The sequence below is a fragment of the Marinobacter sp. MA genome, assembly GCF_048298425.1.
Taxonomy (GTDB): Bacteria; Pseudomonadota; Gammaproteobacteria; order Pseudomonadales; family Oleiphilaceae; genus Marinobacter; species Marinobacter salsuginis.
In genome coordinates this window covers 2,172,935-2,187,818 of sequence record NZ_CP103058.1, presented here as the reverse complement: position 1 = coordinate 2,187,818, position 14,884 = coordinate 2,172,935, and the positions used below count along the sequence as shown (strand labels likewise).

Sequence of the window (14,884 nt, the reverse complement as noted above, 5' to 3'; positions counted from 1 at the left end):
ATGGGGGAGATCTCTCATGGAGCTCCCTCTAATATACCGGCCAACCTGAGCGGAGTCCTACTTTGACGCTGGCAGCTTATACCACGCGATCCTTGCCGGACTCCTTGGCCGGTCTGTTTCAGCTGGCCCTCGATTTACGATGGACCTGGCACCATGGCACTGATGAGCTTTGGCGCGCCCTTGATGAGGAAATCTGGGATACCACCCGGAACGCCTGGCTGGTGCTGAACAGTGTCTCCGGCGACCGGCTTGAAGAACTGGCCGCCGATCCTGACTTCCAGAAACGCTACCGTGACCAGATATCAGCACATAGTGAGTTTATTCAGGCTGATACCTGGTATACGTCGGAATGCTCCGGGGATCTTGGTGAGGGCATCGCCTATTTCTGCATGGAATATGGGCTGAGCGAATCTCTGCCCCTGTACAGTGGCGGACTGGGTGTCCTGGCGGGGGATTTCCTAAAAGCCTCGAGCGATCTTGGTGTGCCCGTGATGGCTGTCGGGTTGCTTTTCCAGCAGGGCTATTTCCGCCAGGCCATCAGCACCGATGGAGAGCAACTGGAATTCTATCCCTACAACGACCCAACGATGCTGCCGGTTTCCCCCTTAAGAGATGACGAAGGCCAGTGGGTGAGGGTGGTTGTGCCTTTCCCGGGGCGAAACGTTCGCCTACGCGCCTGGAAGGCCCAGGTTGGACGCTGCGAGTTGCTATTGCTAGACAGCAACGACCCGCGCAATGAACCCGGCGACCGGGGGATTACCAGTGAGCTATACACCGGCGACCCGGAAAAACGCCTGCAACAGGAAATGGTGCTTGGCATTGGTGGCTGGCGCCTGATCAAACAGCTGGGCCGAAAGCCTGCGCTGTGCCATCTGAACGAGGGACATTGCGCGTTGGCACTGATTGAACGGGCCTTCAGCTGGCAGGATCAATACAACGCCGATTTCCAGCTCGCCCATACCGCGACCAGGGCAACCAATCTGTTCACCACGCACACCTCGGTGGCCTCTGGCTTTGATCATTTTTCCCGATCGCTGCTCCGATTGTACCTGGCTCCCTGGCTGGAGGGGCGCGACCTCAATATCGACCAGTTGATGGATTTGGGCAGCGAAAACCAGGATTCGCAAGATCAGCCTGGCAGCCAAAAGCTCAACATGGCCCTGCTGGCGTTGAACATGAGCGGACGGTTTAATGGCGTCAGCCGCATCCACCAGAAAGTCACCCAGACCATTTTTCAGCCGTTTTTTCCGCGCTGGCCGGCCGAGGATATTCCCGCGGACTATGTAACCAATGGCATTCACACGCACAGCTGGGATTCACCGGAATCCGATGCCATCTGGACACAGGCCTGCGGCAAGGACAGATGGCGCAGAGCACTCCAGAAATCCTGCCCAATGACCGACATCACCGATGAGGCGTTGTGGGAGATGAGGCGCTTGCAGCGGACACGGCTGGTCGGCTACCTTCGCAGACGGCTTTCAAGCCAGCACTGCGAGCAGAATCCTGGCTTCGACCACGCTGCTGCCTGCGGGCTGTTGTTGGACCATGAAACCCTGACCGTGGGCTTTGCCCGGCGTTTTACCGAATACAAACGACCGGACCTCCTGCTTAAGGATCAGGATCGACTGCTAAAGCTATTGGCAAGCCGGGACCGCCCACTCCAGATCGTTCTTGCCGGCAAAGCTCATCCCTATGACCTTGTCGGGAAGGACATCATCCGCCGGTGGAAAGCATTCTCACGTCGACCGGATGTGGAGGGCAAGGTCGTGTTCATAGAAGACTACGACCTGGGTGTGGCCAATCAGTTGGTTCAGGGAGTCGATGTCTGGCTCAACTGCCCGAGACACCCCTGGGAAGCCTGCGGCACCAGTGGCATGAAAGTACTGGTGAACGGTGGCCTGAACCTGTCCCAGTGCGACGGCTGGTGGGCGGAGGCCTGGAACCGGGATGTGGGCTGGGCCATTCGACCCGGCGCTACGTTCAGGGAGCTCAGTGGCTCCAACAATCACGACCACGACCTTTCAGACGCGAGTGAACTGTTTGATCTGCTTGAAAAAGAGGTCGTTCCCGACTTCTACAATGAGGACGAAGAGGGCATTCCCCGGCAATGGCTGAAGCGAATGCGTGCCAGCATGGACCAGCTGACAGCCGCGTATTCTGCCAATCGCATGGTGCGAGAGTACGTGGAGCAGTTTTACCTGCCCATGGCCGAAAAAGGCAGAAACCGGACGATGGAAACCTCGAAGGAACTGTTGGCGGAATGCAACGCAATCACGCAGCACTGGCCTCGATTGAGGTTCAACAGTTTCAATGCCATTGAAACCCCAGACGGCTTGTTCTGCAAAGTGGAAGTCTACCTGGATGGAATCGACGAGCAGCGGATTGCTGTGGAACTGGTGGCGGAAGAATCAGAGCATGGGCCCAGAACGGTGGTGCCGATGGAAATGAAGCATCCCCTGGGCGGTTCTGCACACACCTATCTTTACGAGTGCACAGTGCCCTCAAGGCCGCAAGGACATTACACACCGAGGCTCCGAGTGCGTGATGAGCGCCTGAACCTGCCGCTGGAAAATCCGGCGATACTCTGGCTCAAGTAAGCGTCAGCTTCGCCAGAACGCCGGCGAAAGGACGATTACAACACTCAGGATTTCCAGGCGTCCCATCAACATTCCCACAGACAGGACCCATTTCGCCGCGTCGGGCAGTGGTCCAAAGTTCCCGGCCGGACCAATGATGTCACCAAGACCGGGGCCAACGTTAGTCAGCGAGGTGAGGGCGCCTGACAGTGCGGTCACGAAGTCCAGCTGCATTGCGGCCAGGGCAATCGTAATCAACAGCAGACAGAGCAGGAATATAAACGTGTAGGCAATCATGGACGAGATGATCTCATCGCTCACTGCCCGCCCATTGTAGTTCCGGGTAAGCACCGCTCGAGGGTGCAGAAGCCGCATCAGCTGTTCACGAAGAATAATAAGGGACAGCTGGAACCGGAAAATCTTCATACCGCCGGCGGTGGATCCTGAACAGCCACCCACGAACATCAGGAAGAAAAACAACACGAATGCCAGCGGGCCCCAGGCTGAATAATCCTCGGACGCGTAGCCCGTGGTTGTTACCACCGAAGTCACATTGAAGAGAGTCGACGCATAATTGTGGATGGGATCAAAAGGTACCGGAGACACCATCCAGCGGTAGAGGGTCAACAACAGCGGTACGAAGAACAGGATCGCCAGGAAGAGCCGAACCTGCTGATCTCTGAAAAGCACGCCATGTTGACCATGCATTTCGCGCACAAAAAGGAAGAAGGGCAGGCTGCCGATAATCATGAACAGCGTCGCTTCCATGAGAATCAGATCATTGAACTTACCCATGGACATATCCGACGTGGAGAATCCGCCGGTGGCAATACTGGTCAGGCCATGGTTAAAGGCATCGAACAGCGTCATGCCTGAGAAGTAGTAGGTGACCACTGCGATGATCGAGAAAACAAGGTAAACCACCAGCAGACCGCGGCTAAGAGTTTTCATTCTCGGCAATGCCTTGTCGGTCCACTCCGAGGACTCCGTGGCAAACAGCCGCATGCCACCGACGCGAAGAAACGGAAGCACCGCAACGAACATGCCGATAATCCCGATGCCGCCGATCCATTGCAGAATGGAACGCCAGATCAGCAGATCCCGATCCATGTTGTCCAGGCCACTGAGAACCGTTGCCCCGGTGGTGGTAATCCCGGAGGTGCCCTCGAAGAAAGCGTCCGCCGCGGAAATTCCAAGGTCGCTCAGGTAGAAAGGAAGGGATGAAAACAGTGCGATGATGAACCAGGACGAAACCGTGAGCACAAACATGTAGCGGGGTTTGAGATCCCGAGGCTTGCTATAGGTGGCAGCCATCCCGAGGATGCCCAGGCCGCAGACAATAGCGGCCGATTCCGCAAACGCCATGGCATTCGGCGTCTCGGAGCCCGCAAGTAAAATGACAGGCAAAGTCATGAAAATGCTCAAAAGCACAAACATGACGCTGACAATAAAAATGACGGGGTAGAGATTTCTCAATGGATGCTCGAGCCAGCTGATACCGGGAGACGGCGTCAGAATACCTGTGGGTTCCGGCTTCCGCAAGGTAACACCGCGCGGATACTGAAATTACCGGCGAATTAAATCGGTGTAAATAACGCGTAAATGCGGATCTTTCTGATGGAAAAATCCGTGAGGCTGGTGCAACTTCAGCGATGTACACCGAATGATTCGGTTAAGGGGATACCAGTATGAAACACGTACGTTCAATTGCCGTTATTTTTGCGACCGGTCTGGCGGCTGCCGGCACGGCTTCCGCCCAGGATATTTACAAGTCGGGCGTTGGTGCACTGTATACAGGCCTTAATTACACCTTCGTGAATCTGGAAAGCGGTAACGCCGATGCTGATGTCGGCACTCTTTCTGCGAAGGTGGGCGTAATGGCGACGCCTTACCTGGGGATCGAAGCCCGTGGCGGTTTCGGAGTGGATGATGAGCGCGTCGGTGGCGTCGACTATTCACTGGACAATTTCTTCGGCGGCTACGCCGCGTTCAATCTGGCCAACGAATCGCCGATTACGCCCTACGCCATACTCGGCTTCACCCGGGTTGAACTCGAAGCCTCTTCGTTCCTGGGTACGGCCACCGAGGATGAAACGGATGTGTCTTACGGCATCGGTATGAATATGGAATTTGCGCCGAACCTGTCCGGCAACCTCGAGTACATGCGTTACTATGAAGACAGTGATGCTGAAATCGATGGTCTGGGTGTCGGCATTCAATTCAACTTCTGAGACCAGACCACCGGGGAGACTGTTTGAACCATCTGGCTCATGTATTTCTGGCGCCGGACTCGCCTGAAGCAAGGGTGGGGAGCATCCTCGGTGACTTTACCCGGGGTGTCGATCTCTCGGCACTTCCGGACTCGGTAAAACACGGCGTTCGCCATCATCGGGCGGTGGATAGTTTTACCGATCAGCATCCGGATGTACTTGCGAGCAAGCAGGTGTTCTCACGTCAGAGACGCCGATTTGCCGGGGTTGCACTCGATATTCTCTACGACCATTTTCTTCTCAAGCACTGGGACCAATTCAGTGACATTGAGCGAGAGGCGTTTATTCGCCGTATTTACAATGAGTTGCAGCAAAAAGAGCATCTGATGCCGGACAAGATGGCCCGGGTTACCCGAAGCATGGTCTGGAATGACTGGTTTGGAGCCTACAAGGACCTTGAAAACATTGGACACGCTCTGGACCGGGTTGCGGGACGCATACGCTTCAGAAACGAGTTCGCCGGCATTATTACGGAGGTCCGCGCAAACCACGACGAACTGGAATTCAGGTTTCTGTCTTTTTTCCCGGATTTACAGCAATTTGCAGGAGGTATTGAATGAGGGTTCTCAACAGGGCGTTGTTGGCCGCAGCCTTGGTTTTGCCATCAACGATGGCGCTTTCCGCCGAATCGGAGGCCAAAAATGACCAGCGTCCACCGGAAACGCTTGGCTACGTGGAGTGGGTAGTCATGCAGGACACCAGCCTTCGTCTCAAGGCACGGCTGGATACCGGCGCAAAAACCTCATCATTGCACGCTGTGAACGTCGAACCCTTCGAAAAGGATGGCGCCGAATGGGTGAGCTTTCAGATCCCGCTTGGTGACCACGAAGATCAGCCCACTGAAGGCGAACTGGACCACGAAGACGTGATCCTCGAATTTGAAAGGCCGGTGGAACGAACCGTACTGATCAAGCGCAAAGGCGCGCCGTCCCAGAAGCGCTACGTGGTCATGATGGACTTCTGCATTGCCGGAACCACCCATACCACGCAGTTTTCACTGACAGACCGCGGCAAATTCTCCTATCCGGCGCTGTTAGGCCGGCGATTCATGCGCGATGACAACATTCTCATCGACTCGGCGGACGCGTTTATGGCCGAAAAAGAATGTGAATACATGACGTTGGAAGAGCTGGCAACGAGGCATGCCGAGAGTGTGGTCGAGGAAGTCGATCCGGACGCCTAATCGCAAGTACTGGGATCCTCATCCCAGTTCACCAGTTTGTCTTCCAGTATTTCAGCGGCCGCCGGGGAACTGTGAGCCTTCAGGGCTTTTTCAATAATCTCCTGATAGCGGCCGCTTTCTCGTAGTTTTGCCAACCCCCGATCAAAGGCCCGTTTCAGGCGACCCGCCTCCGGATCTTCACGGGAAAACGGAAGATGGTAGAGGGCGCTTCTTAGTGGCCTTGGATGGAACTCCAGGCTCTCTCTGGCCTCAGGACCAAGCTGTTCGGCAAGCATTGCTTCACCAACGATCGGATCCATAGGGAAAAGATCGATTCTTTCGAGCAATAGCTTCCTGAAATTGGCGATATCTGACGTGGTGACATCGGCGTTTACAAGACCACTTTCGATGGCCCCGCTGAGTGTATCGCCATAGCTGTAATCCTGGGTTAGCCCGACATTCATGCCCCTGAGGTCTGAGAGGGCATCCCAATCGAATGGCATTTTTTGACGATGATAGAAAACGTACTGGTACGGCAAAATCGGTGCTGAATAGAGGAATTCGCGCTTTCTTTCTGTAGTGCATGACCAGACAGCCGACGCCTGGTACTCGCGGGATTTCACCAGCGCTAACGCACGCGACCAGGGGAAAAAATAAAACTCAACATCAATATCGTGAGAGGCAAACGCCTCACGGATAATCTGCACCAGAAAGCCGCCATCCGGCCGATTCTCATCCAGGTAGGGAGGCCACTGGCCGGTAGTGATCCGAATGGTTTCCTGATTTGCCGCAGCGGGACCAAGCGGTATCAAGGATAATAAAAGGGAAAACAGAAACAGCCGCCGGTACCACTTCATTAACGAACACCTGAAAGCCGGAAGGGTGAGTTGGGTTGGTAGAGTATAACGACTGCATGGGGATGAGCTTGAGTATGTCTATAGCCGATTTAACATAATATACATTATGCGCAGTATAGTATGGTTTTCTCATGCTCTTTCAAGGGTGTTTGAGCATCAACCAAAAGTTCTAGGTTTCTGGCGTTACAGCATCCGCTAGTCTCTCACGAATAAACTCCGCAAAAGCCTTTGTATGCGGTGGCACACCCACCCGAGATGGCATTAGCAGACTGAGGCTCGCATGCTGGGATACCCAGTCTGGCAATACCCGAACGAGCTGGCCAGCTTCAACGGGTGCTTTGCAGACATAGCCAGGCAATGCGGTAACGCCCAGGCCATCGATTGCGGCTTGCCTGATTGTCGACATATCTTCTGAGCATAGTGCGATGTGAGTGTTCTGATGGGTTCGAAGACCCTCTTTGTGCTGTAACGGGATCGCCTCTTTCGCGCCGGCTCTCCCCACTTTTAAAAAACGACAACTGGCTAAATCATAGGGTGTTTCCAATTGTTCTAGTTGCTCCAGATAACCAGGCGAGCAATAAAGCTGCCATTCCACATTCGCGATAAAGCGCTGTATCAAGTTCGAATCAGGCAATTCGCCACTGTGCCCGCGAATAGCGATATCTATCCCTTCCTTAATCAAGTCGACCATGGAGTTGGTGACGCGTTGTTCGATAAGCACTTTCGGGTGTTGCCTGGCGAAATCAGTCAAGATATCGAACAAAAGAAACTGCGCCACACCCAGCGAACAGCTGATCACAACCTTTCCTGAAAGGTTTCCACTTCTATTGTCCATTGCTGCTTCAGCCAGTTCGAAGTGGTCAACGAGCTTGCGAGCGTGCTGGTAGAAGCTCTTCCCTTCTTCGGTAACCGCAACATTGCGGGAACTTCTCTGAAGCAGCCTCACGCCAAGGCGTTCCTCGAGCTGAGCAACATGACGGCTCAATCGCGACTTCGGCATGTCCAAGGCCTTTGCCGCCGCGGTGTATCCCTTTTTTTCAACGACATGCACGAAATAGAAGTAGTCATTCAGGTCAACGCTCATAGTTGCGTCCTAAATATGGAACGAATAGTTCAAATTCTAGCCATTTTTATCGAAATACCAAGGTGCTAACTTTTAATCAGACCAGATATGGAACGGAGAAGAAAAGATGACCCATCAAGTTGCTCAACAACATGACTCGATAACAGCTTTTGAAGCGGTAAAGGGAAGCCCACTTAGTATTGGCTCTGGATTCACAGGTGTGGGGTTCCGCCACGGGCAGTTCTACGGGGCCATGGATCCCTTCATCATGGTGGATCACTACACCATGACGGAACCGACATTTGGCGCCCACCCCCACGCCGGGCTCTCGGCAGTCACGGTTTTGTTTGAAGATACGGAGGGTAAATTCAACAACCGCGACTCCCTGGGGAATGACTTCGACATTAGCCCTGGCGATCTTTACTGGCTGAATGCAGGCAGCGGTGCCATTCACGACGAAGCACCGCGACAAGGCGCCAGCATTCATGGCCTGCAGATATTCGTCAACTTGCCCGCCCGCATGAAACACCAGGCGCCAAGCTCCCTCCATGTGAAGCGAGAAGACATGCCGACCCTTTCGGGACAAGGCTACCGGGTACGGCTGGTTCTTGGCCAAAGCAATGGGCTCGAGACGGACGCAGCGTCGGTGTGGCCCGTCACAATCCTTGATGGTTTTGTAGACCAGACCTCCGCATTCGAGCACCGCATTCAAGCGGGCTTCAGTGCCTGGATCTATTCAGTTGAAGGCGACATCGAAGTTCACGTGCGCGGCGAATGGCTCACTCTTCACCAGGGAGAGTCCAGCGCGATTTTGGGTACCGAGGGAGAGGCGGTCGCAATACGTGGAAAGTCTCAATCAAGCAGCCATTTTGCGGTGCTTTCCGGTGAGACTATCAATGAAAAGTTCGTTCAACACGGACCGTTTGCAATGAGCACTCAACAAGAAATCGATGAGGTGGTTGCTCGTTATAACGCGGGAAAATTGGGGAGCCTTGTATGAAAGTTTTAACGTTTGCCGCGACCAACAGTCGCAAATCCATTAATAAACAACTCGTGAAGTACGCCGCGACCAAGCTGGCGAATGCTGAGATCGATTATGTCGAGATTAATGATTTTGACTTGCCGATCTACAACATCGACCTGGAGGAACAGTACGGCATTCCCAAATGCGCGCACGCCTTCCAGGCGAGAATCGAAGAAGCGGACGTGATCCTTGTTTCCTTTGCCGAGCACAATGGTAATTTCACGGTAGCGTTTAAAAACCTTTTCGATTGGATGAGCCGAATTGGCCGAAACGTCTACCGTGATAAACCAATTGTGATGCTCGCCACGTCTCCGGGGCCAGGCGGCGGAAATACCGTGTTGAAGCTTGCTGAAACCGCAGCACCATTTTTCAATGGCAAGGTCGTTGGCAGCCTCAGCATTCCAAGCTTTTTCGATAACTTCGATGTTGATCGCGGCGAGCTGAGGAATACTGATCTGGTTGAAAAGCTTGAACAGGTATTGAGTGCCTTTGAACCCCAAACCACCTAACCAGCCTGAGCTTGGACACTGAATTCACGGTTTCATTTGATGGTTGATCAGCAGGTTATTCTGAAGTTTCTCTTTAGCCAGGTCCACGAACGAGCGAATTTTGGCGCTGGCTTTCGACCCTTCAAGGTAAACAATATTTATCGGAATGGGTTCGGCTTCGTGTTCCTGGAGAATTCGTACTAACGAGCCGGCTTGGAATTCCTCGCCCACTTGATATGACATTAGCCGCGTAATTCCGTAGCCACTCTTTACTGCAGAGATGGCAGAGTCATTCTGATTGAATTGGAGGCGCGGAGATACTCGTACAGAAGTCTTGCCCCCTGATGCCTCAAACCACCAGTTCGTCGATGGCTCCACCGCAGAAGACTGGATAATCTGGTGATCAGCAAGGTCAGCAGGATGGCTTGGCACGCCATGTTTGCTCAAATAGTCCGGAGAGCCACACACTACCTTTTGGACATTCCCAACCCTGACGGCGAACTGGCTGGAGTCTTTCAGGTTGCCAATACGGATCGCCACATCCAGGCCCTCATCGAGGATATTACTCACGCGATCGTAGAAAACTGCCTTCACCTTGATTTCAGGGTGTCTGTCTAGGAACTCAATAAGGATCGGAACAATGTACTTTCTCCCAAACAGCACAGGCGCTGTCACAGACAAAACGCCCTTTGGCTCTCTGTAAACCCCCACTAGCGCCGATTCAACATCCTCGATTTCCTCCAGAATTCTCTTGGCATCCTGATAGTATCGGTTACCAGACTCGGTCAAACGGACACGCCGGGTGGTGCGGTTAAATAAGCGAACGCCTAAAGAGCTCTCCAACTGGGCAATTGCACGAGTAACAGTCGGTGCCGACATGTCCAGCCTTTGGCCAGCCCCTACAAAGCTTTCGCTTTCGGCTGCCGTCACGAAGATGCGCATCAATACAATCTTATCCATACGCCAGACACCCTACCGAATTGATCCTTTTAAAAAACGCAATAAAGAATTGCTTTCTGAACCAATTATTCCCTGATTGAGAAATTTTATTATCGATGCTCCTTAACGAAATCAACAGGAGAAAAGATATGTCACGCATTCCAACACCAGCCTCAATTTCTGAAGCTCCCGAAGCCTCGCGGGCATTGCTCGAAGCTGTAAATAGCCTTTTGGGTACCGTTCCCAATTTATTCCGCATTACTTCGAATAGCCCCAAAACCCTTGAGGGATATCTCGGGCTGAACGGCGCTCTCAGCGCTGGTTCTTTGTCAGCCCAAACACGCGAGCGCATTGCGTTGGCGGTCGCGGAGATAAACGACTGCGACTACTGCCTGGCGGCTCACGATTACCTTGGCAGAAACGTTGCTAAACTCAGTTCTGAGGAAATCGAGTCTGCCAGACGAGGACACTCAGACGACGAGAAAGCGGCCGTTGCCGTCGAGTTCGCGGCAAAGATCACGAATGAGCGAGGAAACGTTTCAGGTGACGACGTTCAGAAGGTTCGCTCAGCCGGATACAGCGACGCTGAGCTGGTCGAAATCATTGGCAACGTAGCCCTGAACGTTCTGACCAATTACATTAACCGTGTTTTGGCGACTGATATTGATTTTCCGTCGGTTAAGCCGCTATCGGAGTAACTAAATAGAGATCACGGTGGCGACAAGAAACCACCGTGATCTCTTTTAAAGCCAGAATCCGTCCCCGCAGGATTGACTGAGCCCTTCAGGTAAGCGTGGCAGTTCTGAACAAAGATCAGCCTTTTATTGCCGACCACTTGCGATATCATTTGCTCGTCAACGTCCAACAGCGCCACAATGCTCAACGCGCTTTTATTGCGGAGATCGCAGGCTGTAGCCATCAATTCAACGGTGCTCTTTTTCTGAACGAATTTCAGATAAAACCACCGCCGCAAAAGCTCCTTCATTCCCTGTGTCGGTAGATAATTTCCCTGCGATACCTGAGTTAAACCGGTCATGGCGCCCTCCTGAACCTATTCAACGATAGTCACTCCTTTGACTATCAGGGCAGTCTTATTGTTACAAAGAAGCCTCCTGGAACAATTCCTGTTCTGTTGTTTCCATTTAATTTTCCTTCTTAATGACATCTTGGCGCCCTGCTCTCACGAGTGTGAAAACGGAACTCACAAATACCCAGCCGAATCCAATCACGCCAACATTGATGCCAAAGGCAGTCTTTTCAGTTCCATCCGGATGGACCATCGAGCCGCCGTACAACCCCTGCATGGCATAGGCTGCCAGGAACCCACCGGTGATTAAAAGTGCGATCACACTCGCCTTGCCCCTGCCATCAGGAGACACCCAGGTAAGCCACAGGGCGACTGCCCCAAGGGAAGAGTTGGTGATCAACTGCCAGACTTCGTGCAATTTTGCGTGGGCTACCCAATCCGGATTGAACACGTGGGTGTCGTTAATTTCCAAATACGGGACAGCAATTGCGTAAAGCACAATTGATATTGTTAACAGTATCTTATCGAGCATTTTAAATATTCTCTGTGCTATAGACTTGGAAGGGCACGAGGTTTGACAGCCGCTGTTAACGACTGTCAAACCTCCATGATTTTGCGGGCGCCGCCGCCTTCAGCGCTCTTCCCAGATACCGGTCCTGGCCACTTCCTCTGCGAACGCAGCGAAGTCTTTCGGTGGTCTACCGAGAGCTTGTTGAACGCCGTCGGTCAAATGGGCGTTGCGGCCATCAAGGACTGTTGCGAAGAGATAATCCAGCATCCAGACCACATCCTCGGGCGCTCCAGCGCTCTCCATCTCGGTGATAAACGCCTTGTGCGGCACGTCTATGAATGAAATTTCACGGCCGGTCGCGCGGGAAAGGTCCTTGGCTACGTCGGCGAAGGTCATGAGGCGTGGCCCCGTCACTTCATAGATACGGCCGTTATGGTTGTCTTCAGTCAGCGCAGCAACAGCGACGTCTGCAATGTCATCGACATCAACGAAAGGCTCGACCTGGTCGCCCGCGGGCAGAGTAATGGCACCATTTAACACCATGTCGATGAATGCGCCTTCGGAAAAGTTCTGGTTGAACCAGCTTGCGCGGACAATGGTCCACTCGAGACCAGATTCCTGAACGATGGCTTCGCAGGCTTGAGCCTCGGCTTCGCCGCGCCCGGACAACAGAACGAGTCGCTTCACTCCGCGTCGCTTTGCCAGGCCAACGAAGGCCTGGATGGCGTCCGTGGCGCCCGGCATCGCGAGGTCTGGCGAGTAGGTAATATAAGCCGACGTGACACCGGAAAGGCAGGCATCCCAGCCTTTCTCGTTGCCCCAATCAAAAGATGGGATAGCCGAGCGGGATCCCACTCGAACCTCATAACCGTTATCTTTCAGTTGATCAACGACGCGTTTCCCGGTTTTCCCGGTACCGCCTACGACAAGAATGGTTTGATGTGCCTGGTTGGATGATTTCATTGACTTGCTCCCTTTGATGTAAGTGCAAGTCTATTTTCGGGAAACAGCGTCGCTTGTTATTGCCTCAGCATGTCAGAGTTTGTGCAGAGAGCGACAACTTGAAACTCAGCACTGACGGTAGGCAAGTCGATAGGATCGAGGAGTCTGCCCTGCCCAACGCTTGAAAGCACGAGTAAATCCACTCTGCTCCGCAAAACCGGTCAAAAAGGCCACCTCGGCAAGACTGTAATCGGTCTCCCGGAGCAGCCTCTGAGCGAGATCCCTTTGCGCCATGTCGACAACGTTCTGAAAGGAATAGCCCTGCTCCGACAACCTCCTCTGCAACGTGCGGGCGCCCATTTTCAGTTCTGATGCAATCCGTGACAGTCTGGGCACGCCCTCGCTGAGCACTTTCACGACAGCGCGCCTGACTTGTTGCTGCAGGTCTATGTCGCTTTTGAGCGAATTCAGTTGCTGTTCAAGATGTTGGTCAAAGAACCGGGCAATCGTCTCGTCGCCCAGTTTGTTCGGACTTTCAATACTTTCTTTACTCACCAGTACAGCATCTCGTCCAGTCTCGAAATGAACCGGGCAACCGAAATGGGTTTCGTAAACTCTGGTATCGCCTCTCGGCGCATGCTTGAAACAGATCGCCAAAGGAACAAAGTTCGACGAACTGACTTCTCTGCTGATGGTGTTCACCGCAGCCATGCTGGCCTCATTGGAAAGCAGCATTCCTGGGCAACCATCGCCAGCCTTCTCAAGGTTGAAGAGGAACCCCTCTGCGGTTTCCTCAAGCGAATACGTCTCTGCACTGCCCAGAACATGCCCGTACCGCTCCGCTCGTTTGAAAGAGCCGCGCAGGGTCGGCGCGGATTTCCAGGCCAGACCGAAAGCGCCGTACTCGTCGCTTCGCATCGAGGCACCGATCTTAAGCGGTAATAAAAGGCCGCTGGGGTCACGATCAACCAAAGCAGCAAAAAAATCATAATACTCCGATGAAGACACCATCCGGGTCGGATCGATGGGGCTCTCCTTCGAAAGGCCAAGTTTGCCCATCAAGTCCCCCGTTTCGACACCCGGGGTTGCCTGACTCAAGACTTTATAAACATACAGTGACGTTATTTGGGCCATGAGGACATAAGTAATCCAAATTCGAGTGATTGTGCAACTTCTCGAGGCGGGCGGGATTCGAATGCTTTGTCGGAGCTAGCCTTTCGCCCTTTTCAGTGAATATACGGGTATCTCCATACCTCCGGTAATGGTTTCTGCCTACAAACCAGCGCACATCTTCCTCGTATACTAATACTGAGCTTACACACTAGTTTCGGCAATACTTCTGAGTAAATGAGGTGTAGCCGACAACGGATCGTTTGGAGGTTTTACCCTATGAACATTCTTCCCGTAATTTCTCTGTTTGGCGGCCTGGCGGTATTCTTCTCCATCTCTTTGGCTCTGAGCGTCGCAGCTGCAAGTACCCAGGGTAAAAAGCAAGACAACCAGGGCAAACTGGCTAGGTCCTGATTGGCGCCTGTCGGGTTGTAGTGCCTTAACGGTCGAACCGATGCCTATCCACCCGGTTGGCTGGCAAGTTCTTTGACTGCTTTCAGCGCCTCGTCGATGCGATCGCTTGGCACGAACATGTGGTCGTGGTAAAAGCCGGCGATGACATTGGTGGTGATGCCCCGCTCTGCCAGGACACTGGTCACGACAGACGTAAGCCCGAGAGCCTCAAGGCTGGAATGTCCCTCCAGAGTGATTCGCCGGAACACCCTGTAATAATCCAGGCCCTCTGCTTTGGCCTCTTCCAGGGGGATTACCAGGGTCAGCCCCTCAAGTTCGGCAATACTGACAATAGGTTTCAGGTGCTCCAGCTCACCATACTTCGCTTTCTCTACGGTGCAGTAGACATAGTGAGTTGGATCAACGGTTGGCGAAAGCTGTTTGATTAAATCCTGCAGAAACTGAGTTCGCATCATCTTTTCCTTTCCTCTAGCCGAATGTCGCGCACATATGACAATCTAG

The 14,884-nt window shown here is 53.3% G+C and carries 17 protein-coding genes; 8 read left to right on the top strand and 9 right to left on the bottom strand.

Annotated features, from left to right (window positions below; genetic code table 11):
• The first annotated feature begins 62 nt into the window (after positions 1 to 62).
• Complete coding sequence (gene glgP / locus NUW46_RS10200; RefSeq protein WP_418140015.1) at positions 63 to 2,597, top strand: alpha-glucan family phosphorylase; 2,535 nt, start codon at positions 63 to 65, stop codon at positions 2,595 to 2,597.
• Positions 2,598 to 2,600: 3 nt separating this feature from the next.
• On the opposite strand, the gene NUW46_RS10195 is transcribed toward glgP, so the two are convergent.
• On the bottom strand, positions 2,601 to 4,013 hold the full coding sequence (locus tag NUW46_RS10195) for a TrkH family potassium uptake protein (RefSeq protein ID WP_222466088.1): 1,413 nt from the start codon (positions 4,011 to 4,013) through the stop codon (positions 2,601 to 2,603).
• Between the two features lie 251 nt (positions 4,014 to 4,264).
• Between NUW46_RS10195 and NUW46_RS10190 the strand changes: the two genes are divergently transcribed.
• Genes NUW46_RS10190 through NUW46_RS10180 form a run of 3 tightly spaced genes read left to right on the top strand, consistent with a single transcriptional unit; the run spans position 4,265 to position 6,029 of the window.
• Positions 4,265 to 4,807 (top strand): porin family protein, encoded by a 543-nt coding sequence (locus NUW46_RS10190; RefSeq protein ID WP_418140014.1) that lies wholly within the window; start codon positions 4,265 to 4,267, stop codon positions 4,805 to 4,807.
• Positions 4,808 to 4,830: 23 nt separating this feature from the next.
• Complete coding sequence (locus NUW46_RS10185) at positions 4,831 to 5,406, top strand: ACP phosphodiesterase (RefSeq protein ID WP_418140013.1); 576 nt, start codon at positions 4,831 to 4,833, stop codon at positions 5,404 to 5,406.
• The gene (locus NUW46_RS10180; protein ID WP_418140012.1) at positions 5,403 to 6,029 is read left to right on the top strand and encodes an ATP-dependent zinc protease; all 627 of its coding nucleotides are present in this window, start codon (positions 5,403 to 5,405) and stop codon (positions 6,027 to 6,029) included. Before NUW46_RS10185 ends, NUW46_RS10180 begins: the two co-directional genes overlap by 4 nt.
• Here NUW46_RS10180 and NUW46_RS10175 read toward each other — a convergent pair.
• Positions 6,026 to 6,865: a substrate-binding periplasmic protein gene (locus tag NUW46_RS10175; protein WP_418140011.1), complete on the bottom strand. Its 840-nt coding sequence runs from the start codon at positions 6,863 to 6,865 to the stop codon at positions 6,026 to 6,028. The genes NUW46_RS10180 and NUW46_RS10175 overlap by 4 nt on opposite strands.
• 169 nt (positions 6,866 to 7,034) lie before the next feature.
• The gene (locus NUW46_RS10170; RefSeq protein WP_305966037.1) at positions 7,035 to 7,949 is read right to left on the bottom strand and encodes a LysR substrate-binding domain-containing protein; all 915 of its coding nucleotides are present in this window, start codon (positions 7,947 to 7,949) and stop codon (positions 7,035 to 7,037) included.
• A 106-nt stretch (positions 7,950 to 8,055) separates the two neighbouring features.
• On the opposite strand from NUW46_RS10170, the gene NUW46_RS10165 reads away from it, so the two are divergent.
• Positions 8,056 to 8,928 carry a pirin family protein gene (locus tag NUW46_RS10165; protein WP_305966038.1) on the top strand — a complete coding sequence of 291 codons (873 nt, stop codon included), beginning with the start codon at positions 8,056 to 8,058 and terminating at the stop codon, positions 8,926 to 8,928.
• On the top strand, positions 8,925 to 9,461 hold the full coding sequence (locus tag NUW46_RS10160; protein ID WP_418140010.1) for an NADPH-dependent FMN reductase: 537 nt from the start codon (positions 8,925 to 8,927) through the stop codon (positions 9,459 to 9,461). Before NUW46_RS10165 ends, NUW46_RS10160 begins: the two co-directional genes overlap by 4 nt.
• A gap of 24 nt (positions 9,462 to 9,485) precedes the next feature.
• Here NUW46_RS10160 and NUW46_RS10155 read toward each other — a convergent pair whose 3' ends face one another.
• Entirely contained in the window at positions 9,486 to 10,400 is a 915-nt protein-coding gene (locus tag NUW46_RS10155; protein ID WP_418140009.1) for a LysR family transcriptional regulator, read from the bottom strand.
• 128 nt (positions 10,401 to 10,528) lie between these two features.
• On the opposite strand from NUW46_RS10155, the gene NUW46_RS10150 reads away from it, so the two are divergent.
• The gene (locus NUW46_RS10150; RefSeq protein ID WP_418140008.1) at positions 10,529 to 11,077 is read left to right on the top strand and encodes a carboxymuconolactone decarboxylase family protein; all 549 of its coding nucleotides are present in this window, start codon (positions 10,529 to 10,531) and stop codon (positions 11,075 to 11,077) included.
• Between the two features lie 11 nt (positions 11,078 to 11,088).
• Here the strand turns inward: NUW46_RS10150 and NUW46_RS10145 are convergent, their stop codons facing one another.
• From NUW46_RS10145 to NUW46_RS10130, 4 genes are all read right to left on the bottom strand, one after another.
• Entirely contained in the window at positions 11,089 to 11,415 is a 327-nt protein-coding gene (locus NUW46_RS10145; protein WP_418140007.1) for a hypothetical protein, read from the bottom strand.
• Positions 11,416 to 11,521: 106 nt separating this feature from the next.
• Complete coding sequence (locus NUW46_RS10140) at positions 11,522 to 11,938, bottom strand: hypothetical protein (protein WP_418140006.1); 417 nt, start codon at positions 11,936 to 11,938, stop codon at positions 11,522 to 11,524.
• A gap of 99 nt (positions 11,939 to 12,037) precedes the next feature.
• Positions 12,038 to 12,880 carry an NAD(P)H-binding protein gene (locus tag NUW46_RS10135; protein ID WP_418140005.1) on the bottom strand — a complete coding sequence of 281 codons (843 nt, stop codon included), beginning with the start codon at positions 12,878 to 12,880 and terminating at the stop codon, positions 12,038 to 12,040.
• A 105-nt stretch (positions 12,881 to 12,985) separates the two neighbouring features.
• Positions 12,986 to 13,918 carry an AraC family transcriptional regulator ligand-binding domain-containing protein gene (locus NUW46_RS10130; protein ID WP_418140004.1) on the bottom strand — a complete coding sequence of 311 codons (933 nt, stop codon included), beginning with the start codon at positions 13,916 to 13,918 and terminating at the stop codon, positions 12,986 to 12,988.
• Between the two features lie 330 nt (positions 13,919 to 14,248).
• Here NUW46_RS10130 and NUW46_RS10125 point away from each other — a divergent pair, with 330 nt between their 5' ends.
• The gene (locus NUW46_RS10125) at positions 14,249 to 14,383 is read left to right on the top strand and encodes a hypothetical protein (RefSeq protein WP_418140003.1); all 135 of its coding nucleotides are present in this window, start codon (positions 14,249 to 14,251) and stop codon (positions 14,381 to 14,383) included.
• A gap of 44 nt (positions 14,384 to 14,427) precedes the next feature.
• Here the strand turns inward: NUW46_RS10125 and NUW46_RS10120 are convergent, their stop codons facing one another.
• Entirely contained in the window at positions 14,428 to 14,838 is a 411-nt protein-coding gene (locus NUW46_RS10120) for an ACT domain-containing protein (RefSeq protein WP_222464475.1), read from the bottom strand.
• Between the last annotated feature and the right edge of the window lie 46 nt (positions 14,839 to 14,884).